Annotated in this window: 28 protein-coding genes and 1 other annotated feature; of the genes, 17 read left to right on the forward strand and 11 right to left on the reverse strand. The window is 41.7% G+C overall.

The features are described from left to right. Positions 1-372 precede the first annotated feature (372 nt). Positions 373-1,314: a polysaccharide deacetylase family protein gene (locus EKM76_RS02130; RefSeq protein WP_225417853.1), complete on the forward strand. Its 942-nt coding sequence runs from the start codon at positions 373-375 to the stop codon at positions 1,312-1,314. A 34-nt stretch (positions 1,315-1,348) separates the two neighbouring features. Here EKM76_RS02130 and EKM76_RS02135 read toward each other — a convergent pair whose 3' ends face one another. After that, positions 1,349-1,948: a YslB family protein gene (locus EKM76_RS02135; RefSeq protein ID WP_125549026.1), complete on the reverse strand. Its 600-nt coding sequence runs from the start codon at positions 1,946-1,948 to the stop codon at positions 1,349-1,351. A gap of 211 nt (positions 1,949-2,159) precedes the next feature. Between EKM76_RS02135 and racE the strand changes: the two genes are divergently transcribed. The 12 genes from racE to EKM76_RS02195 all read left to right on the forward strand — a co-directional run bounded on the left by racE (position 2,160) and on the right by EKM76_RS02195 (position 11,830). Continuing rightward, positions 2,160-3,005, forward strand: a complete 846-nt coding sequence (racE, locus tag EKM76_RS02140) for a glutamate racemase (protein WP_125549027.1) — start codon at positions 2,160-2,162, stop codon at positions 3,003-3,005. Further along, entirely contained in the window at positions 2,992-4,350 is a 1,359-nt protein-coding gene (gene rph, locus EKM76_RS02145) for a ribonuclease PH (protein ID WP_125549028.1), read from the forward strand. Before racE ends, rph begins: the two co-directional genes overlap by 14 nt. 15 nt (positions 4,351-4,365) lie before the next feature. Next, positions 4,366-4,818 (forward strand): cyclic-di-AMP-binding protein CbpB, encoded by a 453-nt coding sequence (cbpB, locus tag EKM76_RS02150; RefSeq protein ID WP_164507560.1) that lies wholly within the window; start codon positions 4,366-4,368, stop codon positions 4,816-4,818. Positions 4,819-4,860: 42 nt separating this feature from the next. Continuing rightward, positions 4,861-5,562, forward strand: coding sequence for a 2,3,4,5-tetrahydropyridine-2,6-dicarboxylate N-acetyltransferase (gene dapD, locus EKM76_RS02155; RefSeq protein WP_164507561.1), 702 nt, complete (start codon positions 4,861-4,863; stop codon positions 5,560-5,562). A gap of 14 nt (positions 5,563-5,576) precedes the next feature. After that, entirely contained in the window at positions 5,577-6,716 is a 1,140-nt protein-coding gene (locus EKM76_RS02160) for an N-acetyldiaminopimelate deacetylase (RefSeq protein WP_125549029.1), read from the forward strand. Positions 6,717-6,831: 115 nt separating this feature from the next. Beyond that, positions 6,832-7,941, forward strand: coding sequence for a dihydropteroate synthase (folP, locus tag EKM76_RS02165; RefSeq protein ID WP_125549030.1), 1,110 nt, complete (start codon positions 6,832-6,834; stop codon positions 7,939-7,941). A gap of 14 nt (positions 7,942-7,955) precedes the next feature. Beyond that, complete coding sequence (folB, locus tag EKM76_RS02170) at positions 7,956-8,315, forward strand: dihydroneopterin aldolase (RefSeq protein ID WP_125549031.1); 360 nt, start codon at positions 7,956-7,958, stop codon at positions 8,313-8,315. Then, positions 8,315-8,800, forward strand: a complete 486-nt coding sequence (gene folK, locus EKM76_RS02175) for a 2-amino-4-hydroxy-6-hydroxymethyldihydropteridine diphosphokinase (RefSeq protein ID WP_125549032.1) — start codon at positions 8,315-8,317, stop codon at positions 8,798-8,800. Before folB ends, folK begins: the two co-directional genes overlap by 1 nt. After that, complete coding sequence (folE, locus tag EKM76_RS02180) at positions 8,797-9,357, forward strand: GTP cyclohydrolase I FolE (RefSeq protein ID WP_125549033.1); 561 nt, start codon at positions 8,797-8,799, stop codon at positions 9,355-9,357. Before folK ends, folE begins: the two co-directional genes overlap by 4 nt. Beyond that, complete coding sequence (locus tag EKM76_RS02185) at positions 9,357-10,658, forward strand: bifunctional folylpolyglutamate synthase/dihydrofolate synthase (RefSeq protein WP_125549034.1); 1,302 nt, start codon at positions 9,357-9,359, stop codon at positions 10,656-10,658. The genes folE and EKM76_RS02185 overlap by 1 nt, the downstream gene beginning before the upstream one ends. Then, positions 10,651-11,223 carry a non-canonical purine NTP pyrophosphatase gene (locus EKM76_RS02190; protein ID WP_125549035.1) on the forward strand — a complete coding sequence of 191 codons (573 nt, stop codon included), beginning with the start codon at positions 10,651-10,653 and terminating at the stop codon, positions 11,221-11,223. Before EKM76_RS02185 ends, EKM76_RS02190 begins: the two co-directional genes overlap by 8 nt. A gap of 121 nt (positions 11,224-11,344) precedes the next feature. Then, on the forward strand, positions 11,345-11,830 hold the full coding sequence (locus EKM76_RS02195) for an S-ribosylhomocysteine lyase (RefSeq protein ID WP_125549036.1): 486 nt from the start codon (positions 11,345-11,347) through the stop codon (positions 11,828-11,830). A 41-nt stretch (positions 11,831-11,871) separates the two neighbouring features. Here the strand turns inward: EKM76_RS02195 and EKM76_RS02200 are convergent, their stop codons facing one another. Continuing rightward, on the reverse strand, positions 11,872-12,543 hold the full coding sequence (locus EKM76_RS02200) for a metal-dependent transcriptional regulator (RefSeq protein ID WP_125549037.1): 672 nt from the start codon (positions 12,541-12,543) through the stop codon (positions 11,872-11,874). A gap of 351 nt (positions 12,544-12,894) precedes the next feature. Between EKM76_RS02200 and EKM76_RS02205 the strand changes: the two genes are divergently transcribed. After that, a complete protein-coding gene (locus tag EKM76_RS02205) occupies positions 12,895-14,385 on the forward strand; it encodes a C40 family peptidase (RefSeq protein WP_125549038.1) in 1,491 nt (496 codons plus the stop codon). 62 nt (positions 14,386-14,447) lie between these two features. On the opposite strand, the gene EKM76_RS02210 is transcribed toward EKM76_RS02205, so the two are convergent. After that, on the reverse strand, positions 14,448-15,521 hold the full coding sequence (locus tag EKM76_RS02210) for an LCP family glycopolymer transferase (RefSeq protein ID WP_125549039.1): 1,074 nt from the start codon (positions 15,519-15,521) through the stop codon (positions 14,448-14,450). Positions 15,522-15,776: 255 nt separating this feature from the next. Further along, positions 15,777-16,016, forward strand: a binding site (T-box leader). A gap of 67 nt (positions 16,017-16,083) precedes the next feature. On the opposite strand from EKM76_RS02210, the gene EKM76_RS02220 reads away from it, so the two are divergent. Continuing rightward, entirely contained in the window at positions 16,084-16,926 is an 843-nt protein-coding gene (locus tag EKM76_RS02220) for a homoserine O-acetyltransferase/O-succinyltransferase family protein (RefSeq protein WP_125549040.1), read from the forward strand. Positions 16,927-16,948: 22 nt separating this feature from the next. After that, positions 16,949-18,226: an O-acetylhomoserine aminocarboxypropyltransferase/cysteine synthase family protein gene (locus tag EKM76_RS02225; RefSeq protein ID WP_125549041.1), complete on the forward strand. Its 1,278-nt coding sequence runs from the start codon at positions 16,949-16,951 to the stop codon at positions 18,224-18,226. A gap of 41 nt (positions 18,227-18,267) precedes the next feature. On the opposite strand, the gene EKM76_RS02230 is transcribed toward EKM76_RS02225, so the two are convergent. From EKM76_RS02230 to EKM76_RS02245, 4 genes are all read right to left on the reverse strand, one after another. Continuing rightward, a complete protein-coding gene (locus EKM76_RS02230; RefSeq protein ID WP_125549042.1) occupies positions 18,268-18,645 on the reverse strand; it encodes a hypothetical protein in 378 nt (125 codons plus the stop codon). A 50-nt stretch (positions 18,646-18,695) separates the two neighbouring features. Beyond that, a complete protein-coding gene (locus EKM76_RS02235; RefSeq protein ID WP_125549043.1) occupies positions 18,696-19,544 on the reverse strand; it encodes an aldo/keto reductase in 849 nt (282 codons plus the stop codon). 106 nt (positions 19,545-19,650) lie between these two features. Continuing rightward, a complete protein-coding gene (locus tag EKM76_RS02240; RefSeq protein ID WP_225417854.1) occupies positions 19,651-20,541 on the reverse strand; it encodes a mechanosensitive ion channel family protein in 891 nt (296 codons plus the stop codon). A 171-nt stretch (positions 20,542-20,712) separates the two neighbouring features. After that, positions 20,713-21,879, reverse strand: a complete 1,167-nt coding sequence (locus EKM76_RS02245) for a tyrosine-type recombinase/integrase (RefSeq protein WP_125549045.1) — start codon at positions 21,877-21,879, stop codon at positions 20,713-20,715. A 202-nt stretch (positions 21,880-22,081) separates the two neighbouring features. Between EKM76_RS02245 and EKM76_RS02250 the strand changes: the two genes are divergently transcribed. After that, positions 22,082-22,810 carry a hypothetical protein gene (locus tag EKM76_RS02250; RefSeq protein ID WP_164507562.1) on the forward strand — a complete coding sequence of 243 codons (729 nt, stop codon included), beginning with the start codon at positions 22,082-22,084 and terminating at the stop codon, positions 22,808-22,810. A 148-nt stretch (positions 22,811-22,958) separates the two neighbouring features. Here the strand turns inward: EKM76_RS02250 and EKM76_RS02255 are convergent, their stop codons facing one another. The 4 genes from EKM76_RS02255 to EKM76_RS02270 are packed head-to-tail and all read right to left on the reverse strand — an operon-like array spanning position 22,959 to position 26,073. Beyond that, positions 22,959-23,654 (reverse strand): hypothetical protein, encoded by a 696-nt coding sequence (locus EKM76_RS02255; RefSeq protein WP_125549047.1) that lies wholly within the window; start codon positions 23,652-23,654, stop codon positions 22,959-22,961. Positions 23,655-23,663: 9 nt separating this feature from the next. Continuing rightward, a complete protein-coding gene (locus EKM76_RS02260; RefSeq protein ID WP_125549048.1) occupies positions 23,664-24,044 on the reverse strand; it encodes a hypothetical protein in 381 nt (126 codons plus the stop codon). A gap of 59 nt (positions 24,045-24,103) precedes the next feature. After that, on the reverse strand, positions 24,104-24,658 hold the full coding sequence (locus tag EKM76_RS02265; RefSeq protein ID WP_125549049.1) for a hypothetical protein: 555 nt from the start codon (positions 24,656-24,658) through the stop codon (positions 24,104-24,106). 26 nt (positions 24,659-24,684) lie between these two features. Then, positions 24,685-26,073: a helix-turn-helix domain-containing protein gene (locus tag EKM76_RS02270; RefSeq protein WP_125549050.1), complete on the reverse strand. Its 1,389-nt coding sequence runs from the start codon at positions 26,071-26,073 to the stop codon at positions 24,685-24,687. Between the last annotated feature and the right edge of the window lie 24 nt (positions 26,074-26,097).

Raw genomic sequence — 26,097 nt, forward strand, 5'->3', positions numbered from 1 at the left:
TTGATCTGGTACTTTCTAGCAATCAATACAATCCCTAACGAAGAAGTGAGATAGTCTTGAACCACCTGCAGTTTAAACTGCTTAGTATATTTAGTCATAGTAAAACCCCCGGTATTGGATTCTGGTCCAATACCGGGGGTTCACTTCAAAAATTGATCAAATCAGCTATCATTTTTTTATTCCGAATCAACTGCTTGCTAGCAACAAACTACGGCTGACTTTTGGCAAGTTTTTGCTAAGCAAGTTCGGGTACCGGCATCGACAGTAGCGGTAACAATTTATCCAACTGAGGTTAGTCGTGTAGGTCGCTTAGTTGCTTTTACTTTAGCGGCCGAAGTCACCGATAATGCAGGACGTAAAACGGTTCTGAAATTGCCGTTAGAACGGCGACAATTATTATTAAACGCTGACCAAAATGAAGTGGTCGATCTAGCACAGATCACTGAAGATCCCGTGATTTTAAAAGCATTAAAGCTGCAACTTTTCAATGATTACTTGCACCTTGTTCAACCACAACCAGCGGATTTAGAACAAACTAGGCAGGATTTTATGGCGCGACCGTTAAGTTCTTGGCTGGCAATTAAACATCAGCAATTAATTTTTTATGTGTTGGCTGCCAATCAACCGCCGCTGGCATTGCCAATCAATTTTACTGATCTGCGTTATTTTCTGCCAGCAGACTGGGGTGTTACCACTCCTATAGCAGCTACAAGTAAGCAAGTGGCATTGACCTTTGATGATGGTCCTAATCCTAATACGACGCCACAGGTTTTACGAATTTTAGCACAGGCCCAGATTCAGGCGACTTTTTTCATGGTCGGCACGAATGTTACAGCCTACCCACAGTTGGCTAAACAAGTGGCAGATGCAGGTCATGTGATTGGGAATCACACGTATGATCATCCATTGTTGACAAGTTTGGGGACAACACAAGTGGCACAGGAATTGGCGCTGACCGATGTAGCAATTTATCAGGCAACTGGAAAATGGCCTAAAATAGTGCGGCCGCCGTATGGCAGTATTAATCGTGTAACTGCAGCCATTGCTGATCGGCCGCTCATTCAATGGACAGTTGACAGTGAGGACTGGAAGAGTCAAAACGCCACAACCATTTTAAATGTGATCCAGCAAACCACTGATCCTGGCGCGATTATTTTGCTCCATGATATTCAACCGGCGACGGTAGCAGCATTGCCCAATATAATCAGTTATTTGCGTTTACAAGGTTATCAATTTGTCAGCATCGATGATCTTATTGCACAACCGTTATTAAGCCAATGGCAGTATTTTGGCGCTGGAGATCAGCGTGGGTAATTAAAAAACATGTCCTGTAAAACGGACATGTTTTTTAATTACGACTGAACCAACCACGTTTATGGCGTTGGGTCCGTTTTGGCATTAAGTCACTAACGGGTGTATCACTAGCACTTGGATCAGTGGGTGTCTTTGCAGCTGACTTATCGGTACTCCCGAAATGATGTAACTGAATGGGCTGATCGATCGTTGTCGCAGGAGGAACATCGGTATGATCAGTTTGAATGATGATCGTAATTTTATTGCGATCAAATTCTAGCTGTCCTTCAGCAATTGTATTGGTCAACTGCTGGATCTGTTGAGCAATAAAGCCGGTCTCAAGTTGGAAATCAGCTTGGCTAAAAGCTTTTTGGCGGCGTTCAATTTGTTGGCCATCAAGTTGATAGATATAACGATTTTTAGTTTGCTGGCTTAAGGTCAATTCACCAAAATTAAATTGCGCAAAAAAAGTTGGTAGATCTTCTAGCTGACTGAGTGGTAGCCGTCGTGCCAAATCTTTACCAGCCCAATATAAGATGCCTGGGGCTTCCTGTCCTAATAGATCGGGTAATAAAATATCACGCAATAATTCGTAGCCGAGTGTTTCCGGCGTAGACACTGCCCGCAATAAACTTTCATAATGATTCTCTGGCATAAGCCTGATCACCTCATTTTTCTTCCTTATCATTATAGCAAAGATTATTGTGCTTAGCGGGTGTCGGGTAAATAATTATTAAAAATTGGATAACCTAGTCTATTCACTTGAACTTAGTTGCAAAAAAGGCGAAAATCATAGATAAGGGTAATAGTGAGCTGATCAGTTGATCGATCAGCGTGCGCTAGTTTGTACAGAAAGAGGAAAATAAATGGTGAATGTACAACAAGGTATTGGTTACATGGATTCAGGCGTGGGCGGCCTGACCGTGGTTAAAGAAGCCTTACGACAACTACCAAATGAACGGGTGATTTTTATCGGCGACACCGCGCGCAATCCCTATGGACCACGTCCGGCTGCCCAAGTTAAGGCGTTCACTTGGCAGATGACTAATTTTTTGCTCAGTAAAAAAGTTAAGATGATCGTTATTGCTTGTAATACTGCGACGGCTGCTGCATTACCAGAAATTCAAGCGGCGTTAGATATTCCAGTTATCGGTGTGATCGTTGCTGGCAGTCAAGCTGCGATCAAAGCCACTAAAAATGAAAAAGTCGGTGTGATCGGTACAATTGGCACAATTAAAAGCCATGCTTATCCCCAAGCGATTCAACGGCAGGCCCCACAAGTCGAAGTGACTGGCGTTGCTTGTCCTAAATTTGTGCCGTTGGTCGAAAGTGATGAATATCAGTCAGCAGTGGCTAAGAAAGTGGTTGCCGAATCGTTAGAACCATTCGATAATCGTGATATTGATACTTTAATTTTAGGTTGCACGCATTATCCAATCATTCGTCATTTGATTCAAAATCGAATCGGTGATCAGGTCACGTTGATCGATTCTGGTGCTGAAACGGTCAATCAAGTATCAGCCTTACTTGAGTTTGACCAATTAGCAGCGGCACCAGCTAGCCAGCCGCAACATGAATTTTACACCACCGGTAATCCTAACATGTTTCAGCGAATCGCCGGTGATTGGCTAGAATTAACTGATTTGGATGTGCGCCATATTGATTTAGAAGAACTTATTAAACATAGCGAGGTTAAGCATGCAAAGAAATAATGATCGTGGCACCGCAGAATTGCGGCCATTTGAGATAACTGCCAACTATTTAAAAAATCCAGAAGGTTCCGTTTTAATGACTTTAGGCGCGACTAAAATAATTTGTAACGTCAGCGTTGAGGATAATCGACCACCTTTTTTACGTGATACGGATAAAGGCTGGATCAGTGCTGAATATAGTATGTTACCTCGGGCAACCAAGGAACGAACACGGCGCGAAGCAACTAAAGGGCGCCAAACTGGTCGGACGATCGAAATTCAACGCTTGATTGGGCGCGCATTGCGGGCAGTAGTTGATTTGGAAAAATTAGGACCACGCTCGTTGGTTGTCGATTGTGATGTAATTCAAGCCGACGGTGGTACGCGGACCGCAAGTATCACCGGCGCTTTTTTTGCATTAAAATTAGCGCTAGCCAAATTGGTGACTGACAAAGTGTTGACCGTCAATCCATTGAAGGATGATCTAGCAGCGATCAGCGTCGGTATTTTACCAGAAATCGGTCCGGTACTGGATTTAGAAGCTAGTGAAGATCAACAAGCCTTAGTGGACATGAATATGGTGATGACGGGCCATGGTGAGTTTATTGAGTTACAAGGTACCGGTGAAGAAGCCACTTTTTCTGGGAGTGAACTGAATGAATTATTGTATTTAGGGACGCAAGGCATTGAGCAATTGATCACCGCACAGCGTTATCAGTTTGACAAGTTGCAGCATCCTTACGACACCACCATGTTGGCAGCTAACACGGTTGTTATTGCCACCCGTAATCCAGGTAAGGCCAGCGAATTTGCGGCGATGTTTGCGGCTGATGAGATTCAAGTGAAGACGTTAAGCGATTTTCCGGACTTACCAGAAATTGAAGAAACCGGTAAAACTTTTGCGGAAAATGCTAGTTTAAAAGCGGATACGATTGCCCGACTACTGAATTTACCAGTGTTAGCTGATGATTCTGGCTTGCAGGTAGCGGCTTTACATGGTCGGCCAGGTATTTATTCGGCGCGGTACGCCGGTGATCATAATGATGCTGCCAATAATGCGAAACTATTGTACGAATTGAGCGGTATCCCGCGGGAGGAGCGGCAGGCAACTTTCCATACCACGTTAGTATTTGCTAAGCCTAACCAACCTGAAAAAGATTTAGTCGTTGATGGCGAGGTCAATGGCTATATTCTAGGTATTCCCCGCGGTGACAATGGTTTTGGCTATGATCCATTATTTTTAGTGCCAGAATTAGATAAAAGTTTGGCTGAACTAACTGCTGCCGAGAAGAATGAAGTCAGTCATCGGGGCAATGCATTACGCAACTTAGAAAAAGTATGGCGCGACTGGCTTAAACAAGATTAGTACGGAGGTGCTGCATTGATAAGTCAACCAATTCTAGATATTTTATTGAAAAACAAAGCCCATTTTTTGATCCCAGCTGAAAAGGTGGCCAATGTACAGGTCGATAACAACCTAAATCATGCTTTTTTAGTTTTAACGAAGGTGCGTTACGCTAAAATTCCGGTAATCGATAATAAGTCAAAATTTATTGGATTGCTCTCATTACCGATGATCACAGAGACAATGTTAGGCCGCGATGATTTTGATCTTAGCCAGTTAAATAAGCTTTGTGTAGGTGATGTTTGCGAAAAAGACGTAACAACAGTTGAAAACCCATACGATATTGAGTTAATATTACATTTATTAGTGGATGATCCTTTCTTACCGGTGGTCAGTCGCGAGGGCGATTTTACGGGCATAGTGACGCGGCGGGAAATCATGAAGAGCGTGAACTATTTAGCGCATAATTTTGAGCCGGTCATCCGCTAAACGAGAGTGAAAAATGATAAATTATGGAGAGGTGTGTGTGATATGGATGCAAATGAAATCATCCGTTTCATCAGTGAAGCAAAGAAGCAAACCCCAGTTAAAGTTTATGTGAAGGGGCAGTTAGAGCAGTTAACAATTCCCACATCGATCCAAACTTTTTTTGAAGCACATAGTGGCGTCTTATTCGGTGATTGGGCCAATGTTGAGCCTTTCTTGACCGCAAACAAAAAGTCCATTAGCGAATATCGGGTTGAAAATGAAGCTCGTAATTCAGCAGTACCAATGGTCGATTTAAAACAATTTAATGCGCGAATCGAGCCAGGCGCCTTTATCCGTGATCAAGTCGAGATCCACGACAACGCGGTGATCATGATGGGTGCGGTGATTAATATTGGCGCTGTAGTCGGTTCGGGCTCAATGATCGATATGGGTGCCGTGCTTGGTGGCCGGGCAACAGTAGGCAAGAATGCTCATATCGGTGCTGGTGCGGTGTTGGCCGGCGTTGTTGAGCCCCCTTCAGCGCAACCAGTTGTCGTTGAGGATGATGCGCTGATCGGTGCAAACGCAGTGGTTTTGGAAGGTATCCGTGTTGGTAAAGGTGCAGTGGTGGCCGCGGGGGCGATCGTCACTAAAGATGTTGCACCTTATACTGTCGTGGCCGGTGTTCCTGCGCGTAAAATCAAAGATATTGATGATAAAACGCGTAGCAAAACTGAAATTCTTGACGCACTGCGACAATTATAGACCGAGGCGCGTAAATGACTTTAGCAACCAGCGAACTAACTAAAATTTATCAAGACTTACACCAAATCCCTGAAATTGGCTTAAAAGAGTTTAAAACGCAAGCCTATTTACTGGCAGTGATCGCCAAGCTGCCCCAGACTTGGTTGACCGTAAAAACGGTTGATACTGCGACTTTGGTATTTATCAGCGGTCAGGATCCACACGCAACATTAGGCTGGCGCACGGACATTGATGCTTTACCAGTGCAGGAACAAACGGCGCTTCCGTTTGCCTCAAAGCACGCGGGGATGATGCACGCATGCGGACATGACATGCACATGACGGTGGCGTTGGGTTTATTATCCTATTTTGCCACGCAGCAACCTAAAAATAATATGCTTTTCTTATTCCAACCAGCTGAGGAGAATGCCAGTGGCGGCAAGCGCTTGTACGAAATGGGCGCCTTAACTGAATGGTTACCAGACGAAATTTATGGGTTACACATTAATCCACAGTTACCGACTGGTGCTATTGGTTGCCGTCAAGGAACTTTATTCGCTGGTACTTGTGAAATTCATGCTCATTTTAGTGGCAAAAGTGGACACGCTGCCTATCCGCATTTAGCTAATGATATGGTGGTGGCCGGTGCCCAGTTTGTTAATCAAATTCAAACGATCGTCAGCCGTAACGTCGATCCGATTCAAAGCGGTGTTGTTACTTTAGGCCAATTTCACGCCGGAACTATTGGTAATGTGATCAGTGGGAGTGCCCAAATCGATGGTACGATTCGGGCGTTGACGCAAGTAATGAATCAACACATTCAGCAACGGGTACGGACGATTGCGGAAGGAATTGCCTTAAGTTACGATTGCGAAGTAGATTTAGATTTACATCAGGGTGGTTATTACCCAGTCGAAAATGATCCGGCGACCACTGCAGCGTTTATCAAAACAATGCAAGCTGATCCAACGATTGATTACGTTGAAACTGAGCCAGCCATGACAGGTGAAGATTTTGGCTTTTTGATTTCTAAAATCCACGGCACAATGTTTTGGCTAGGCGTTGACCAACCATACCAACTACATTCAGAACATCTGGTGCCACATGTGGGTGCGATAGAAAAAGGCGTGTACGCCATGACCACTTATTTTAAGCAGCGCGATGCTGAATTGTAAACTTAGGAGCGGAGAACATGGCCGCTCCTTTTTGCTATACACGACAATTGTTTGACCTTGCTACCTTTTCTAGGTAAGATTGGGCTAATCAATTTAATAATGGAGGGTGATAAGCATGCAATTGAGCCAACAATCATTAGCAACAACGACGCTGCCGGCACGATTGTTCAAATCAACCCTGATCATGTTGGTGGCGGATGTCGACTTACCCGATGATCCAGCAGCACGGCAAGTCAATCATCAGCTGCAGATCACGTATTTATCGGCCCGTGCATTAGTGATCGATAAGTATATATTGTTGGAATTAGAAAAATGGGTCGCAGCGGTCCAGCTCACCCCAATTGCACAAACTTACGTTACTGCTTTGCGTACTGCTGCGGACACACTGCGGCAGCGACGTTTATTCCACGCTCGCAAATACACACTGGACACACAAGTGAAAACTAGCGTCTATGGGATTCTAAATATTACTGATGATTCATTTTACGATGGTGGGCGCTATTTTACACCGGCTGCAGCAATTAAGCGGGCACAAGAAATGGTCGCTCAAGGCGCTGATGTACTAGAATTAGGCGGTCAATCTACGCGTAAAGGTTATGTGGAATTAACGGCTGCAGAGGAGATTGCTCGCGTAGTGCCAGTACTTGAAGCAATTCGGCCAACAGTTGCTGTACCGATCGCGGTTGATACGTATAAATATGAAGTGGTCCGCGCCGTTTTGGCAGCGGGAGCAGACATTATCAATGATGTGCGACCACTGCAAGCTGACCCACGGATATTAGAAGCCATTGCGGCAGTGGATGCTGGCTTAGTTATTATGCATACGCAAAACGGTGATCAATACACTGATTTGGCCCAAGATATTCATGATTACTTTGCGACAGCAATCGATTTTGCCGGGCAATATGGAATTGAACGCCAACAACTGATACTTGATGTTGGGTTAGGCACTGTTTACGGGAAAAATTATGAACAAGAATATAGTTTATTGCGCGAATTAGATTACTTTAATGATTTAGGGGTGGCTACGTTGATCGCACCTTCGCGTAAAGGTTTTATCGGAACGTTACTGGATCTGCCAGTTGAAGAACGACTGGTGCCAACGATGGCAATATTTGCTAATTCAGCAGGCTTGGACGTTAATTTTATGCGTGCTCATGATATTGCTGAAACACGGTATACGCTAGGCATTATCGATAAAATCAAGCGTAGTTTTAGTCGCTAAAATGGAGGATGGTCATGGGTTTAATTAAAATAAATAATATCCAAGTTTACACTTATAATGGTGTGTTGCCGGAAGAAAATCGCTTGGGCCAACGACTTGAAATTGACGTTGCCTTAACCGTACCCATCGAAAAATTAGGCACTAAGGATCAACTTGTGGCAACAGTCAACTATGCTAAAGTTTATGCAACGGTGACTGAAATTGCCCAGACACAACAATATCAATTGATTGAAAGCTTAGCTAACCACATTAGTCAGGAACTATTAAAACAATATCAATTGGTTGAGTCAGTGAAATTACGAGTGCGTAAATATAGTGTACCAATCGCCGGTATATTTGATAACGTAGAGATCGAAGTGCAGGTGAATCGTTAATGCATCAGGTTTATTTAAGTATTGGTTCTAATATTGGTGATCGCAAAGCGCAGCTACAGCAAGCGATTATGGCACTTGAAAATGAACCTGCGATTGAAGTGATCCAGGTTTCAAGTGTTTATGAAACTTCCCCAGTTGGTGGAGTGGTACAGGATGATTTTTATAATTGTGCAGTTCATCTAGCCACCAGTTTGTCAGCAGCCGAGTTATTGAAAATTATTCAGCAAATTGAACAAAAGCAGAAGCGACGCCGATTGATCCATTGGGGGCCACGCACGATCGATCTGGATATTCTTTGGTATGATGATGCAACGATCGAAACTGCTAATTTAACGATTCCTCATCCAGAAATGGCTAAGCGAGCATTTGTTTTAGTGCCGCTACAGGAAATTACCAGTGGTCAGCAGCAACAAAAAATCGAGAAATTATTACAGGCGTTGCCCGCCGCTCAGCGGGTAACCAAGATTAAGGATGAGCAAGGATGAATGATGAACAGAAGCAGCAGATTATTACAGCAGTGCAACAGATTTTATTAGCAGTCGGTGAGGATCCAGACCGGCCAGGATTAGTTGAGACACCAGAACGCGTAGCGCGGATGTACGCTGAAGTTTTTAGCTCGCTACAAGAACCTGAGTTTACTAATTACAAGCTATTTCAAACTGATAGTCATGCCGAAATGGTACTGGTTAAAGATATCCCATTTTATTCGATGTGTGAGCATCATTTATTACCATTTTTCGGCACGGCGCATATTGCCTATTTACCAACGGATGGTCAGATCATTGGTTTAAGCAAAATTGCTCGCTTAGTTGATTATGTTGCCCATAAGCCAAATGTACAAGAGCGGTTGACGTCACAATTAGTTGATGAATTACAGCGGATATTACAGCCAAAAGGTATTGCAGTAGAACTGGAGGCACGGCATATGTGCATGGAAATGCGCGGCATTCAAAAGACGGGCAGTCAAACGGTGACGACTCGCTTTACGGGTGATTTAAATGATCCAGTGCGGATCGCAGAATTTGAGCGGCGGTTGCGCTAATGACATTGCAACAACAAGTTAAAGCAGCACAAGCTGAGATGACCCAAGGCATGTTGTATGAGGTTGGTGATCGGGTTGGTTTATTGCGCCAAGTTTTAGCAGTACTAGGTCACCCAGAGAATGATTTTAAAATCATCCATATTGCTGGTACTAACGGTAAAGGTTCGACAACGCAAATGTTACGGACGATTCTAACCACAGCTGGCTATCGTAGTGGCGCATTTATGAGCCCATACTTGCGTGATCCATTTGAACAAATGACTACCGATGGCCAAGCTATTACGGCGGCAGAATTTTTAGCTACGTTCACACAAGTTAAACAGGCCTTAGTCCAATTAAATTTGACACCGGCTGCTTTGTCAGAGTTTGAATGGTATTTTATTTTAGCAATGGTCCATTTTCAGCGGCAACACGTTGACTGGGCGGTGATTGAAACTGGACTTGGTGGTGAGTTTGATGCCACTAATGCACTAGAACAGCTTGAATTGGTTATCTTCACCAAAATCGCCTATGATCATATGGCCTTATTAGGCGCCACCTTAACTGCAATTGCGACAACCAAGAGTAAAATTATGCGGCCAATGGTGCCAGTGGTCAGTTATCCACAACAAGCACTTGAAGCTGAAGTCGTATTAAAGCAAGCAGCACAACAAAATCAGGCACCATTTTGGCAAACTCAAGAATTAACGTATCAAATCGAACAGTTTGATTTAACGGGGATGACGGTCAGCTTAAGTAGTGAACTGTTTACTTGGTCGCATTTAAAATTAAGCTTAGCCGGTGAGTTTCAAGTGGCTAATTTAGTAACCGTCCTGACTGCTGTGCGGGTGCTACAGGCACAATTGGGATTATCCACAGCAGTGATTCGGCAAGCTTTGTTGCAGGTGCATTTACCTGGGCGCTTACAAGTGATTGGCCACGCGCCTACAGTATTATTGGATGGCGCGCACAATCCGGATGGTAGTCAAGCAGTGGTCACCACATTGCAACGATTAGCGCCACAACGACCGGTGACCCTAGTATTAGGTATGTTGCGCGATAAGAACTACCGGAAAATGTTGCACATACTGTTACCCAGCGCAACCCGCGTCGTTGTGACCACACCCAATAATCCGCAACGCCAATTACCAGCAAATGAGTTGGCAACCGCTTGTCGTCAAATTGCACCACACTTACCACTAACGGTTTGTGCAGTGCCACAACAGGCATTACAAGTCGCCCGGCAACAAGCGACAGCTGATGAATTAATTGTCGTCACCGGCTCTTTTTATTTAGTGAAGGAGTTGTTACCAGATGCTTGAACAGCCAATTCTATTAGCGTCGCACAACACCGGTAAACTAGCCGAACTGCGTGAATTATTTAGCCAACATCAAATTTCATTGCGTGGCTATACGACGCAAATACCAAAATTAACCTTTTCCGCAGAAGGCGCTGATTACTGGCAAAATGCAGCGAGCAAAGCAGCACAGGTGGCTGCTTTTTGCCAGTTGCCAGTGCTAGGGGATGATTCAGGGCTTGATTTAGCTGCTTTTCCAGGTGAATTCGGTGTTTATACAGCACGAACACTGGCACAGCAACCATTAGCGGCGAATGATTATCTGCTAGAACGATTAAAAAATATTGACCAACGAACGATCACGTTACATAGCTACTTGGTCTTGCAGATCGGTGCCCGCCGGCTACAGGCACATGGTAGTTTGACGGCGCAAGTCGGATTGCAAGCACAAGGCAGCTTAAGTGGTGGCTTTGATCGCTTAGTTTATATACCACAATTAGGCCAAACATTGGCTCAGTTACCAGCGCCGATCCGCGCACAATACAGCCACCGCGGACGGGCAGTTGCCGCATTATTAGCACAACTATAGGTAAATATTTATGCTCAAACTGTCGCCGCAACTTAAATTAGGGATTTTAAAAAAAGACTAATTAGCGGTACAATGAACTTAGCGCATTTTTTACGCAAATGATTAATTGGAGGAATCAACAATGGCAGAAGTCGAAAGTTTTGCTTTAGATCATACTAAAGTAAAAGCACCTTATGTTCGTTTAATTACAACTGAATCTGGTGCTAAAGGTGACGAAATTCAAAATTACGATCTACGTTTGGTTCAACCTAATGAAAATGCAATTCCAACCGCAGGCTTACACACAATTGAACATATGTTGGCCGGTTTATTACGTGATCGTCTAGATGGCGTGATCGATTGTTCACCATTTGGTTGCCGGACAGGCTTTCATTTGATTCTTTGGGGTCGCCACAAGCCAGAAGATGTTGCGGCTGCTTTGAAGGGCGCACTGGAATTTATCGCTGGACCAGCAACTTGGGATGATGTCCAAGGTACTGATATTACCAGTTGTGGTAACTATCGCGATCACTCATTATTTTCTGCTAAAGAATGGTCGAAAAAGATTCTTGAAGAGGGCATTAGTTCAGATCCATTTGAACGTCGCGTAGTTAAAACTTCATTGTAAAATAAAAAAGCGTGAGTAGCGATCACGCTTTTTGTGCATTCTTATTGGGTTAAGGTGGCTCCATTTTCATCAGTGACAAAAATATTATGGGCCGCTTTGAAACTGATATTGAATTCTTGCCCCGCAGCAGTAGTCACACTAATTGGACCATCAAATGGTTCGTGCTTAACGACGGTGACCTTGGTTTCTAATGCTAGCTTGATATCCGCTAAATAAATCAACAAGTCATGATCATCGATAAAACGTTCGATCGTAACTGTTTGTGCGTCTGGGATCTCAGCTAATACGGTATAACTCTCTTCCTGAAAATGGCCATTTTGGTCGGGGATCACACCGCCATGGGGACAATGCTTGGGAAAGCCAAGAAACTTGTCTAACCGCGCCAATAATTTAGGGCTGGTGACGTGTTCCAAAACTTCCGCCTCAGGATGAATATCCGGAAGCGCGAATGCTAAATCATTTGCCAAGAAAGTTTCCCAAAGGCGATGTTTACGAATCAATAAAATGGCTTGATCTAAACCAGCTTTAGTTAAAGCAATGTCATGATAGGGTCTGTGCGTCACTAAATTTTCCTTTTTAAGCTTGCTGACCATCTCAGTAACTGAACCGGCGGCAATCCCTAAAGCCAGCGAAATCTGCTTATTAGAGACTTCCTTTTTTGCACCGCCTAATTCAAAAATAATTTTCAGATAATCTTCCTTGATCGGCGTCATTGACGTTATCACGCTCCTGTAGAAAGTTTTTGCCGTAGAATTTCACTTCCATCATTATAACGCAATTTCAATGTAGGTAACAGTAAAATCAAAATGGGTTAGCTATTTATGCTCATTATTTTGTCTTAATTGTAATCTGTTTGTCGCACTAAACGGTAACTACTGAATTTTCAAGCCTTTTTCATCACAAACAGATTACAAATTCCGCACGAAGGGATAAATACTGTAAATTTTTCTTAAAGTACGTTATACTAAAGTTCGAAAGTACGGGGACCCAAGTTGTTCCCAGTTTAGTTCTTTTAGTGATAAAGTACACTATCCTAATCTAGGCATAACAAGGAGGCTGTTATATTGTCAAAAGTAAAATCAAAGTCTAAAAGTCATTTATCTACATACTTGGCTGCTGGTGTTGTCGGCTTAGCAGGTGCAACACTTGCAGGTGCACAACAGGCACAAGCCGCGCAAACGGCTGAAGTCACTTATCAAAATGGTGCAACCACAGTTTGGAGCAATCCAAATACTGGTCAAAAACCTACCCGCTACCTAACTGAAGGCCAAGCCGTTAATATTCAGGCTACAAAACAAGTCTTTGGCGAGAAATGGTACCAAATCGGTAATGATGAATGGGTTCCGGCTAAATATTTCAAAGCCGCAGCTACTGAAAAAGTTGCTGCTAAAACAAGCGACACGGTAACTGGTAACTACAACGAAGGCGCAATTACGATTTGGACTTCACCAACTAGTGGTGCCGCTACTGGTAACTACATGGTTTACGGTCAAACTAAGTCAGCTACTGAAAAAGTTCAAGTTGGTAGTATCACTTGGTATAAGATCGGTGACAATGCATGGGTACCAAGTGCTTACGTTGCCTATAACAATACAGATTTAACTGGTGTTAAACCAGCTGCAAGTACAAATCTACAGGCGACTTCTGCAGCTACTGATCAACAATCAGCAGCTACCGCTAGCGCTAATGCTGCTAGTGAAGCAGCTCAGTCAGCGGCTACAGCCAGCGCTAACGCTGCTAGTGAGGCAACTGCACAATCATTGGCTGCCGCAAGTACTGCTGCTGCCAACGCAGCTTCAGCTGAGGCCGCTCAACAAACTGCAGCTCAATCAGCAGCCACAGCCAGTGCTAACGCTGCACAATCTGAAGCAGCTCAATCAGCAGCTACAGCCAGCGCTAACGCTGCTTCAACTGCAGCTGCTAGTGAAGCAGCTCAATCAGCAGCTACAGCCAGCGCTAATGCTGCACAATCTGAAGCAGCTCAATCAGCAGCTACAGCCAGTGCTAACGCTGCACAATCTGAAGCAGCTCAATCAGCAGCTACGGCCAGTGCCAATGCTGCGCAATCAGCTGCAGCGGTACAACAAACAACTAACCAAAATAATGCTGCACAGGCATCTAATTCGGCTTCTCAAGTTACGAACAATAACTCGTCAGCTGGTAGTTCTGCCAGTAACAGTACTAATTACGGTACTGGTGCTCAAGCCGCGATCTCAGCAGCTGAATCACAGATTGGCGTGAATTATGTTTGGGGTGGCTCTACACCTGGTGTAGGCTTGGATTGCTCTGGCTTGACTCAATATGCGCTAGCTCAAGCTGGTGTTTCAATTGGCCGAGTAACTACCGCGCAGGAAAGTGCTGGTAGCAAAATTTCAATCAGTCAATTACAACCTGGTGACTTAGTTTTCTGGGGTAGCGCTGGCGCAACTTATCACGTTGCTCTTTATATTGGTAATAACCAATATATCAATGCACCTCAACCTGGTGAAACAGTTAAAATTGCTTCAATCAGTAGTTACTTCATGCCATCGTTTGGTGTGCATATCAACTATTAATTTAAATAATAAAAGCCTTGCGTTCACTGAAACGCAAGGCTTTTTTGTTTACATTCAATTATTTATTGGGCCATTGTCGTGGTAAAGTCATTGCTGATGTAGAACAGCTGATTATTGGTACCATCAAAATAAGGATTGAGCTCGTTTTGGTAAACTTCGGCATTATCAACTTTTTCGCTACTGAGTCCGAGTTCATGGCGGATTTTAGAGGAAACACGATTTAGTTCTTTCGTTGAAGCGACTTGGTAAGAAGAATCATTGATCCAAGCATCTTGTCCTTGTAGTTGGTCGGACTTAATATTACCAGCTGTATTGCGGTAGTCGATCGTTAAAGTCTTTAAATCAGCAAAGGTAAGGTCGGTACGCATATTTTTGGCTAAATCACGCGTGATATCTTCGTATTTTAGTAGGATCTTTGGTTGCATTGCTTTTTTCAAAACTGCTTGGATAACTTGTTGCTGGCGCAGTTGTCGTCCGTAATCGCCACGTGGATCTTCATGCCGCATGCGGGAGTACGCTAACGCTTGAGTGCCATTTAAGTGATGCATTCCTTTTTTAAATTTTTGACCGCCTGTCCAAACACTGGTAAACGAGAAAGGAATGTTGACATCGATACCACCAACGTCGTTAACGATGGTTTTTAGTGCACTCATGTTGATGGTCATATAATAATCGATCGGCACATCCAGTAACTGGCCAACACTTTTAGCCGCCATTTTTGTTCCGCCATAATTATAAGCGGCGTTGATTTTTTGCATATTACGCGGCTTGGCACCAATAAGTTCCGCTAGCGTGTCACGGGGCACACTAACTAATTTAACGCGATTTTTAGTTGGATTGACGGTTGCCACAATGATCGTATCCGAATTACCTTTATATTTACGACCGTCAGCACCGGTATCTGCACCAAGTAATAAAATTGAAAACGGCTTTTTCTGTGCAATTTTTTTTGAAGTTTTACCGATCGGTGTGTGCATATCAGTGACGGTATTACCAGCGTGTAAATAAAGCTTATAGGTAAAAATTCCGATCAAAAAAATAACAATTGAGACCAGCAACAATATAATTTTAAAAAGCGAATGATTTTTTTTCGGTGGTTGTCGATTACTACGTGTAGGTGCATCGTTTTCTGACATGAGGAGCCTCCTGCATAATAATTGGGGCAGCAATTGAATTAATATATTTAGCATACGACTAAAATTGAATTACGCATGCAGCTGCCCGATTAAACGGTACTTATTTGTACGCTTAATTTAGATAGTAGAACTATGTAAGCTATCTTCTATTATAGCGAAATCCTACTTAACTGCAATTTTATACCGAATTTTTGTTGATCAAAGCTTGACATGAGAAAATTATGATGATAATATGGGTAACAAGTTAAAGAATAATGATAAGCAATGAAGAGAAGAGTAAGTAAAGTTATCTTTTTTAGCGAACTTCGTCAGGTGCAAGGAAGTAGGATAACTTAACTGAAGATGGTCTTGGAGCTTGATAAATAGCGGTGACGCTGTTTATCCGTCGGCAAGCGTTATTTTGCGGAGTATAGTCTGTTTGATGTACTTGCTAAGATATTTGATTGTGAGATCAATGTAAATCAGGGTGGTAACGCGAAAGCTTTCGTCCCTAAACGTTTTAATACGTTTGGGGTGAAAGCTTTTTTTTCACTCAATACTAAATTTGGGAGGTGGTCACTTGATGTCTTTAAAGCACGAATCGAGTAAACGGCTAGTATTTAACCAATTAGGTGCTAGTACGCAGCAAACGATCGATTTGGTTGTATTAAATTTAATGCCTAACAAATTAGAAACCGAAGGACAATTATTGGATCTATTTGCTGGCTTGCCGGAAAACTTAACGTTGACTTTCCTGTACCCGCAGACGCACCATTTTAAATCACCAATTTTACCTTATTTAAAAACTAGCTACGCCACGCTACCTGAAATTGCCGATAACGACTATGATGGCTTGATCATTACTGGCGCACCTGTAGAAACGCTGCCATACGCGGCAGTGGATTACTGGCAAGAATTCACAGAAATTCTGGATTGGGCGCAAGACCATGTGCGGCAGAACTTGTTCATTTGTTGGGCAGCACAGGCGGCTTTATATGCACAATATGGAATTGAAAAATACGCAGTACGGCCTAAAGTTTTTGGGATTTTTGAACATCAAGCAGCTCAAGCCACACCATTATTAGCTAACGTACCGCATCGTTTCTATATGCCACATTCACGGCACACTACTTTACAGTCCAGTGATGTTCAAGCTCAAGCGGACCTGAATTTGCTGGTCGATGATGCTGATGTTGGGCCAGTGATCGTTCAAAGCCGTGATCAACGGCAAACTTTTATTACCGGCCATCCCGAATACTCGCAGAACACGTTGGCACAAGAATATCAGCGTGATCTGACTGATGGTATTCCAATCACTTTACCAGAGAACTATTTTTACGGTAACGATGCTAATGCGCAGGTTTTAGAGCGCTGGCATACTTCAGGACAACAAATTATTGCTAATTGGCTACAACAGTTAAACTAAAAAAATTAAAGAGGGTAATATTATGTCAAAAGAATCATTACATTTCGAAACGTTGCAAGTTACTGCTGGTCAAACAGTCGATGAAACAGGCGCGCGTGCCGTACCAATCTATCAGACCACGTCTTATGTCTTTAAAGATGCAGCCCAAGCAGCTGGACGCTTTGCCTTGACTGATGCCGGTAATATTTATACACGGCTAACTAATCCGACGACTGACGTTTTAGAAAAAAGAGTTGCAGCCTTGGAAAATGGAACTGCTGGTGTCGCTTTAGCAACTGGATCTGCGGCGATCACTGCGGCAATTCTTAACGTAGCGGATGCTGGTGACGAGATCGTCTCTGCCAGTACATTGTATGGTGGTACGTACGATCTGTTCAGTGTAACGTTGAAAAAATTAGGGATCACAACACATTTTGTTGATCCCGATGATCCAGCTAACTTTGAAACAGAAATCAATGAGCATACGAAAGCTTTGTATGTAGAAACCATTGGTAATCCAGGCATCAACTTGATCGATTTAGAGGCGGTTGCCGCCATTGCCCATAAACATGGCTTGATCCTGATCGCCGATAATACTTTTGGCACACCATATTTGATTCAACCCTTAGATCACGGCGTGGATGTTGTTGTCCATTCAGCAACTAAATTTATTGGTGGTCATGGCACGACCATGGGTGGCGTGATCGTAGAAAATGGTCAATTCGATTATGCAGCTAGTGGACGTTACGCTGGCTTTACTACCCCTGATCCACAATATAACGGCTTGGTCTGGACAGATGTTGCGCCAGCGGCTTTTACCACTAAGGTGCGGGCACAAACTTTGCGTGATCTCGGTGGCACGATTAGCCCATTTAACTCATTCTTGCTGATTCAAGGATTAGAAAGCCTATCACTGCGAGTTGAACGCCATGTTAGCAATACCCGCAAAATCGTTAACTATTTAAATGAACATCCAAAGGTCGCTTGGGTCAACTATCCTGAATTAGCTGATAGCCCATACCATGCGTTAGCGACGAAGTACTTCCCGAAAGGTGCTGGCTCGATCTTTACGATCGGTTTAAAAGGCGGCGAGGCTGCGGGTAAGGCACTGATCGAACATCTTGATCTATTCTCATTGTTAGCCAACGTTGGCGATGCCCATTCTTTGATCATTCATCCAGCTTCAACGACACACGCTCAATTGAACGAAGCCGAATTGAAACAAACTGGTATTACACCAGACTTAATTCGCTTATCAATTGGGATTGAAAATGCTGATGATTTACTAGCTGACTTGGATCAGGCATTAGCACAGATTTAGTTAAACTTAAAAAATAACCAGCCAAATTTGGCTGGTTATTTTTATTGGAGTTCTTCATTGATCAAGCGTGTGATTTTATTGATTTCATTGTGGGCATGTTCAGGTGTGTCATGAGGGATAACGAACTGGGCTTGCATTTTATGTGGATCTAAATTTTGTGGCACGATAATGAGACTCAGAAAAGATTGATCATCGACAGTTTGCTCAGCACTTGTACCAGTCAGCGCCTCGATCTTGGCCGGTTGGGTTTTAAGCGCTAGCAAATGATCTGCTAGCACACGATAAGCGTAATATTCAGCTTCAGCATAGATTTCACCAGAGGCAGTTAATTGCGGAATCGTTAAAAACTGAATAAAAAAACGGTCAGTGCCTTTGGTGATTTTTATAGGAAAAGTATAATCGTGATTGGCAGCAGTCATAGTTGCAGATCTCCTTATCTCAAATAAATTAAGCGTTGCAGTCGCATAAGTTAATGGTATTGATGTTCGATCTCGTAAACAACTTCAGGGTCAGCGCCAGTTCTTTGGCGACGGTTTAAGCGAGCAATTGCCGTCATCTCATCTGCATCTAACTTGAAATCAAAGATAGCAGCATTTTCACTGATCCGTTGTGGATTCTGTGATTTAGGAATAATAGCTAAGCCACGCTGTATATGCCAGCGTAAAATAATTTGCGCAACTGAACGATGGTGTTGGCTGGCAATTTTCGCCAACACAGGGTCTTGCAGAACAACACCACGACCAAGTGGGCTCCAGGCCTGACTAACGATTTGTTGTTTACGATCATAAGCCAGTAATGGTTCTTGCGACAAATAGGGATGGTTTTCGATTTGATTGACTACTGGCTGCTCGTTGGCACGGGTTGCCAAGTAATCCAGATGGGTTTGATGGTAGTTGGAGACACCAATACTGCGAACGATTTTTTCAGCTTTTAAACGTTCAAAGGCACGCCAAGTTTCAAAAAACTGGGAATGGATCGGCCAATGAACCAATAAGAGATCAAGGTAGTCAGTTTGAAGCAGTTTGAGTGAACGTTCAACTGAACGTAATGTATTATCGTAGCCTTGATTAACCTCAGCGACTTTAGTGATGATGAATAATTCTGTACGGGGAATGGTCAATTCTTTAAAAGCAGTCCCTAAGATTGCTTCGTTGCCGTATGCTTGCGCCGTATCGAATAAATGATAGCCGGATCGATTGGCTGCAGCAATAGCAGTATTCATTGTCGCTTGATCGGCTAATTTATAGACGCCAAAACCTAGCTGGGGCATTGTGTGACCATCGGCTAAACGTAATTTAGGTTGTAATAACTCAGTCATAGTGAACTCCTTTTCAAATTGTATTCTAACACTATTGTAGAGCTAGTCTGGTGATTTGACAATTCACAAGCCAACAAAAAAGCCACTAATGTGACTTTTCAGTAAATTAACTAGTCAATAATGGTGTTGTCGGTAATTTAATGCCAGCGTCGCTTAAAGCAGCGATGTAAGCGGCCAGAAAATCACTTTGAATCCGCCCCTGAGCACCATTTTGTGTATAAAGCAGTACACGTACGGCAAAGTTACCGTTACCGAGATCAACTAGGCCAAAAACATCAGGACCAGATTGAATATCCGGATATTTTGGAGCTAATTCTTGGTTCACTTCGGTGAGCACAGTCTGTACTTTTTCAGAGTCGGTGTCGGGAAAGAGACGCACATCAATTTGTACACGCATATTGCTGCGGGATAGATTACTAACAATATTGATGTTACTGTTTGGGATGAAATTCAACGTACCATCAAAACTTTTAACTTGTGTTGTTCTTAAACCGACCGACATGACAGTACCTTCGATCGTGCCTACCTTAATATGATCACCAACATCCAATTGTTGCTCTAAAAGGATAAAAAAGCCGGATAAGAAATCTTTGACTAAACTTTGCGCGCCAAGGCCAATTGCCACACTCAAAATACCGGCACTAGCGATGAGTGTTCCCACAGGCACCCCGAGGATGCTTAAAATAGCGTATAAATAAAAGAAGAAGATCAAATACTTAAAACTATTAAGGATCAATGTATAGATCGTTTGCGCGCGACCTTCACTCAGATTACGCTTTGTTTTATAATTACTAAAGCTACGCTCGAGAACTAAGCGAGTCACTCGATTAATGATCCAGAATAATAAACTTAAAAGCAATAGTTCCAAAACCACAGCAACGACCTTACCTAAAATAGTTTCCCATTGAATATTTTGGATAAAACGCGTTAATAAATTAGTCTGTTTCGTCACCGAACTGGTCACGGTCAATAATTGTTCAACAGCCAATATTTCCACCTAATTTCTAATAATCTGGTCTTAGTGTAGCAAAAAATGATTAAAGATGCCAAATTACAAGGACAATCGTTGAAGAAAGCGCAGAAAGCCATAATTACTTCAAAAAAGGTGATTAGATAGGACTCATTGTACTTACTTAATGTTAGCTACCACAGCACTTACCACAGCAATCTAATTGCTAATGCTATTTAGAAAGTCTTGTGACATATTGTCTTCGCTTCCTGGGATAACATGACTATAAATTCTCAAAGTAATTGAGGGGTCTTCGTGTCCAAGTTCTTTTGAAATGGCTACGATATTTTTACCGTTAGCTACTAAATACGAGCCATACATATGACGAAAGGTGTGAAGAGTGAAGTGATCAATCAGAGATTTCAAGCCCGCTGATTTTAGTAAGGATTTCAAGTTATATCTGAGGTGGCTTTCGTTCATAGGCTTACACAAGCGGCTCAATAGTACATAGCTATCCTTATTTACAATTGCACCACGACCTTGCTGTAAGGCTACAGCAATCGTTTCTGTACGGTATTGACGCAATATGTGAAGCAGCTTATCATTTGCTGTGACGTCACGTCGGCCACTTTGAGTTTTTGGACTCCGTGCACCAAATTTATCGCGTGTTCGTTTGATCGAGATTTTTTGGTTATCAAAGTCAATGTCCGCCCATCTGAGCCCAAGTGCTTCGCCTTTGCGCATACCAGTATATTCTAACAGCATGATGCCAGCCTGAATGCGTAATGGAGCTTTCTTAAGCTGCTGATTAAAAATTTTAAGTTCACTTTCGGTCATAATACGACGTTCTAACTTCCCAGTATTAGGAATGCTCACACCGGATAATTTGTTTCTGACAATAATTTCATTATCGACCGCTGAATTGATAACGTTCATGGTAACGGAATTATAGTTGAGAATAGTCTTTTTTAGTAGTCCTTTTTGAACCAACGGCGTGATCACTAATCGTTGATAGGTGATTTTGTTTAACTCAGATAACTTTTGCTTACCTATCAAAGGATTAATTTGATAAGTTAAGACAGTCTTATATCTACTATACGTTGATGGTTTAACCGCTCCAAGCTTAGACTCTAACCATTGTTTGCTCCATTGTTCAAATGTCATCTCAGATGAGGATACACTTGCGATGTTATTATTAGCAATATCTAGCTGTACTTTTAATAAGGCTTTGTAGGCAGATTCCTCGGTTTCAAACTTACGTTTTTGTTTTTCATGACGCACTTCGTTATTATCATAATAAGGAAACCGGAAACCGTAGAGTGTTCCACTCACGGTACCATAACTGAATACATGTTTATATTTGTTGCTATATTTAATTTTGCTCATTGATCTCACTCCTAGTTTAGTGGGGCACACGTTCACAAGGTTGAGATTGTCAAATCACCTCCTTTAAGGTAAAATTTTATATGTAAATAGCGCGCAATTATTGCGTGTGATTTGGTTAGCACATCCCGTTTACTTTGGTCGGTGAGGGGATGTGCTATTTTATCAAGATGAAACGGTGGTTAATTTAGTGTCTTCAAATCAAATGTCGCAGATTATTTATCAAGTATTAATGTTAGGCATACCAGGTTTATTAAGTTTTACGCTGCTAAAACAGACTAATTTGATTTCCATATCCAATAATAGTTCAGACAATAAATTATGGATGTTGATTTTGACAATTTTAGACGTTGCACCAGTTTATTTAGTATGGAAAATGGTAAATCCAGTAAGTTATGGTATAGTTTTTGGAGTATTCTTAGCCATACTTTATTTGTTTATATTAAATCTCAGTTTTATACCACTTGTTAAAGGGCTAGTAACTTTGGTTAATCTAGTACGTTCGATGACTGGATTATCACCAATCAATTTATTGTCGACTTGGCAGTTAGCTATGACTTCACAACCTGGAATGGTGTATATTTTTGATTTTAATTCACATTGTGTAACTGCAGGTCAATTAAAGGCATTTCCAAATGATATAAGGAACGAAACATTTGAATTACTGATTGATAATGTAAACTCAATGGATAATAATGTATCAGAAAAACAGGTCTTGGATATGGCTCGTGAGTTAGAAGGTAAAGTCGTATTTCATCAATACATAAATATTGAACAGAAAGTCAAAATATTTATCTTTTTAGAACAAGAAAGTAGAAAAAACAATAATAAATTTAAAAAAAGCTACAAGAAAAAACTACGGTTACTTATTAGTATTGTCTTTATTTTTAGCGTTTTTCTTGGCCTTAATTATGCTAGTCATTATGTCTTCTGACATGGGTTGTGGCATCACAGTACTTCTACGCTCGAATTCACGATCTACATAATGACTCTTTCGTATTTTTTTATTTGGCGATGACTGATTTTGTGCGTTATTTTTTTCACTATCGGACATAATAATCCCTCCAAGATTTGTATGGTAACTATTGCAAATTAACAGTTATATCGTAAGTCTTATTAGCATTTTCATCTTCGTAATTATCAGTGTCATAATCAGCATCCCATTTTAAGCGCAATGAAGTGATGTCTTTAACGTTATTTAGGGTTTTCAAAGTATAGATAACATTACCTGATTTAGTAGCACCCTGATTGATATCTCCATCAAAGTCATCGCTGGTGTACATGTTGGCATCAACTTGCTGGCCGTCATTAGTATTCAGTGTGCCTTGAGTAGCATAAAAATGAATGTCTTTAGTAGGGCTAATGACATAGTGTACTTTGACGACACCGTTATAAACATTGTTTTTTTCATCGGTATCTTTGAAAGGCTTAACTTTGATGACAGTTACTTTGTCAATTTTAACGGTTGTGCCAGCCCAAGTATCATCAGACCAGTTCGGATCATATGTTTGTTTTGATAAGACAGTTGCTGTTCCATTATCAATTTTGACCGTCCCATTAGTTGCAGTGCCTGTATCATCAGCATCGTTTGTTTGTGATGTTGTGGCTTTTTTAGTAGACGAATCTGACTTGCTGCTAGAATCATCATTACCGCCGCCAAAAGCACCAATTGCGAAAACAGCTACTACGACAATAATTACCCAAATCCACCAACGTTTATACCACGGTTTTACTTCGACAAATTGATTACCATTTTCATCTGTTATTTTTTTAGACATTTCCCCAACCTACTTTCTAAAGAGTGCAATAAGACCGGTAATAATGAACAAAAATCCTCCAATAATACCGAAATTACCACAAGAAAATAATAATACGAATCCTAAAACAACAATAGCCAAGCTTACTAATGCATGTTTTTTGTTAATCAAGAAGATTAAGCCAAATGCAATGATTGATAAGATTATGCCAAACATTAATTCGCCAGTGTATGAGCCACCACCACCGAATGAATCCGCTACTGCTGCTAACCCAAAACCAGAAGCTAGTGAAACAAGTGACACTACAAGGCTAATAGCGCCAAATACGATTTCTAACGTACGTTTACGGTTTGTGCTTGGAACAACCTGTTTATACATTTTACCATCGGCGCCTTTTATTTTATTAGCCAAAAAAATCCCCCCAAAATAAATATCAGCTTTTAATGTCTTCAGTATTTGGACGTACCTCATCAATAGGCGTTTTGCATCGTTTCGTCAATTGCAGATTGTCCCTTTGCAGTTGGCGTTCCGTCTTGATTTTCATAGCCATTCTGCTTAGCCCAATCGTCTTGTCCAGAGACCCAAGAATCTGTTGTTCCGTCAGGATTAGTACCAGCAGCATGATCTTGACCAGGCATTATTGGATTACCGTTAGGATCATAACCGCGATCCTGATTGACTTCACCCTGAGTTTGAGCGGTTGACTGTTGAGCCTGGCTAGTTGCTGCTGCCTGTGACGAGCTAGACGCTGCTTGAGATGATGCTACAGCAGCACTAGACGCCGCTGCTGATTCGCTTGCAGCTTTGGCACTACTTTCGGACGCTGCCTTAGCCTGTGACTCACTAGCTGCTTTAGCTTTGGATTCCGACTTTACTTTGGCGAGTGATTCTTTCTTAGCTTTACTGATACTTTCTGACCGTGCGTTGTCGGATGAGCTGGCTTTTTCTGCTGAACTGTTATTCCCGCATGCAGCCAGAGATAAGGACGAAAGCAACAACAATCCAACAACAAATGATTTTTTCAAAATAACCCCTCCAAAACTTTATTTATTCAATTAGGTAATTTATTTTTAGGCCGTCCTTTTTGAGAGTGTCGTGTCCATGCAGATATAATTGTGGGAATAATTACGTTGTTGGAGTTATCGGCTGTTATAACAAAACCAGCAACCTGTCTTCCATCTTTAAAAGCAGATTGAACAGCCTGTCTGCTAACACCGAATTTATCTGCAAAATCAGATAATTTTGTTGATTTAAAAAATAATTCTCCTTTTTTTGTCCATGCATAATATATTTTTGATTTATGCGGAAGCTTAAATAAAGGTGATAATCTTGCATTGTTTAAGAGCTCTGATATATAGCCGGATTCATTATGTGAAGCGAAAATATAGCCATCTATTGTTGCAAATATTTTGGCGTCAAGAGCTTTAAAAATTCGGATGGGTTTAACTTCAGTTGCCTTTATGAGCTCCTTCAAATTTAAAAAGTGACCAATGAACTTGCCGTCAGTGCTATATGCATAGGTGTTTACTGAGTATGAATCTGGTAGTTTACATGAAGCTACCTTTTCTAAGGCAGCAGAGAAGTCTTTAGGATTACAGTTACTCAATAAAATATATCCTTTGTATGCTGAGATTGCTTTTTGATCCACAGCTTCAGAAATATTGCTTTTTTTAGAATTATCATATATTTTACTTCTTTTTAATTCTTGAGTGCCGCGAACTACTTCGATGATGTTTCCCGATAAATCAAAAACATAAATTGGCAGATTATTTGTAATTTGTGGTCTTTTTCTTCTAGAATTTTGAAACCCAGCTCTAAGCTTGGCAAGATGCATTGAATCAGTACTAGTTGAAATTATTAACCCTTGAGAGTTAGTGGATCCAAATTGGTCTTTTGCTTGAGCTATCGCGGAAGGAGTAACATGCATAAATCTAGCCAGTTCTGTAGCATTTCCCTGAACAACAAAATGGCCGTCAGGGGTATAAACAAAGTATGTGTTTTTCCCATCATTGAGCTGAGCCTCCGTTTTTAAACTACTTGATTTTGGAAGTTCTTTAACTGATTTAGTTGTAATTTTTTCTTGTATGTCTATGTTTATTGAGCTTAAATAGGTCATTAATAATTTATAGATATTGTTTCTGTCTTGAAAAGAGACAATTCTATTTTTTGCTGTAATGTTGATAGATAGGTCGGAAATGTAATTCAAAAAGTCTTCAATTTTAAAATTATCTATTGCATGAGATTTTTCAGATAAATTTAATAAGTAATCTACAGAAATATTTAATTTATTAGAGATTTTTATCATTGTTTGTACATTGGGAAGGCTTGTTTTCCAGCGATAGGATGAATTTTGACCAATTCCTAAAGAACTTTCGAAAGAATTGGGTGTATATCCATGATTGATTGCTAGCCTCATAACTCTATCATAAAATGATTCCATCTATAGCACCACAATTCCTTCCAC

Source organism: Loigolactobacillus zhaoyuanensis, from assembly GCF_003946385.1.
Taxonomy (GTDB): Bacteria; Bacillota; Bacilli; order Lactobacillales; family Lactobacillaceae; genus Loigolactobacillus; species Loigolactobacillus zhaoyuanensis.

What these genes read in the sequence shown, in the direction of transcription:
- EKM76_RS02225 (WP_125549041.1), top strand. Translation starts at nt 16,949, where the DNA reads ATGTCAAAAGAATCATTACATTTCGAAACGTTGCAAGTTACTGCTGGT.
- EKM76_RS02235 (WP_125549043.1), bottom strand. Translation starts at nt 19,544, where the DNA reads ATGACTGAGTTATTACAACCTAAATTACGTTTAGCCGATGGTCACACA.
- EKM76_RS02190 (WP_125549035.1), top strand. Translation starts at nt 10,651, where the DNA reads ATGCTTGAACAGCCAATTCTATTAGCGTCGCACAACACCGGTAAACTA.
- EKM76_RS02255 (WP_125549047.1), bottom strand. Translation starts at nt 23,654, where the DNA reads ATGTCTAAAAAAATAACAGATGAAAATGGTAATCAATTTGTCGAAGTA.
- folK (WP_125549032.1), top strand. Translation starts at nt 8,315, where the DNA reads ATGCATCAGGTTTATTTAAGTATTGGTTCTAATATTGGTGATCGCAAA.
- EKM76_RS02230 (WP_125549042.1), bottom strand. Translation starts at nt 18,645, where the DNA reads ATGACTGCTGCCAATCACGATTATACTTTTCCTATAAAAATCACCAAA.
- folP (WP_125549030.1), top strand. Translation starts at nt 6,832, where the DNA reads ATGCAATTGAGCCAACAATCATTAGCAACAACGACGCTGCCGGCACGA.
- EKM76_RS02245 (WP_125549045.1), bottom strand. Translation starts at nt 21,879, where the DNA reads ATGAGCAAAATTAAATATAGCAACAAATATAAACATGTATTCAGTTAT.
- EKM76_RS02195 (WP_125549036.1), top strand. Translation starts at nt 11,345, where the DNA reads ATGGCAGAAGTCGAAAGTTTTGCTTTAGATCATACTAAAGTAAAAGCA.
- dapD (WP_164507561.1), top strand. Translation starts at nt 4,861, where the DNA reads ATGGATGCAAATGAAATCATCCGTTTCATCAGTGAAGCAAAGAAGCAA.
- rph (WP_125549028.1), top strand. Translation starts at nt 2,992, where the DNA reads ATGCAAAGAAATAATGATCGTGGCACCGCAGAATTGCGGCCATTTGAG.
- racE (WP_125549027.1), top strand. Translation starts at nt 2,160, where the DNA reads ATGGTGAATGTACAACAAGGTATTGGTTACATGGATTCAGGCGTGGGC.
- EKM76_RS02135 (WP_125549026.1), bottom strand. Translation starts at nt 1,948, where the DNA reads ATGCCAGAGAATCATTATGAAAGTTTATTGCGGGCAGTGTCTACGCCG.
- EKM76_RS02210 (WP_125549039.1), bottom strand. Translation starts at nt 15,521, where the DNA reads ATGTCAGAAAACGATGCACCTACACGTAGTAATCGACAACCACCGAAA.
- EKM76_RS02160 (WP_125549029.1), top strand. Translation starts at nt 5,577, where the DNA reads ATGACTTTAGCAACCAGCGAACTAACTAAAATTTATCAAGACTTACAC.
- folB (WP_125549031.1), top strand. Translation starts at nt 7,956, where the DNA reads ATGGGTTTAATTAAAATAAATAATATCCAAGTTTACACTTATAATGGT.
- folE (WP_125549033.1), top strand. Translation starts at nt 8,797, where the DNA reads ATGAATGATGAACAGAAGCAGCAGATTATTACAGCAGTGCAACAGATT.
- EKM76_RS02185 (WP_125549034.1), top strand. Translation starts at nt 9,357, where the DNA reads ATGACATTGCAACAACAAGTTAAAGCAGCACAAGCTGAGATGACCCAA.
- EKM76_RS02200 (WP_125549037.1), bottom strand. Translation starts at nt 12,543, where the DNA reads ATGACGCCGATCAAGGAAGATTATCTGAAAATTATTTTTGAATTAGGC.
- EKM76_RS02250 (WP_164507562.1), top strand. Translation starts at nt 22,082, where the DNA reads ATGTCGCAGATTATTTATCAAGTATTAATGTTAGGCATACCAGGTTTA.
- EKM76_RS02220 (WP_125549040.1), top strand. Translation starts at nt 16,084, where the DNA reads ATGTCTTTAAAGCACGAATCGAGTAAACGGCTAGTATTTAACCAATTA.
- EKM76_RS02270 (WP_125549050.1), bottom strand. Translation starts at nt 26,073, where the DNA reads ATGGAATCATTTTATGATAGAGTTATGAGGCTAGCAATCAATCATGGA.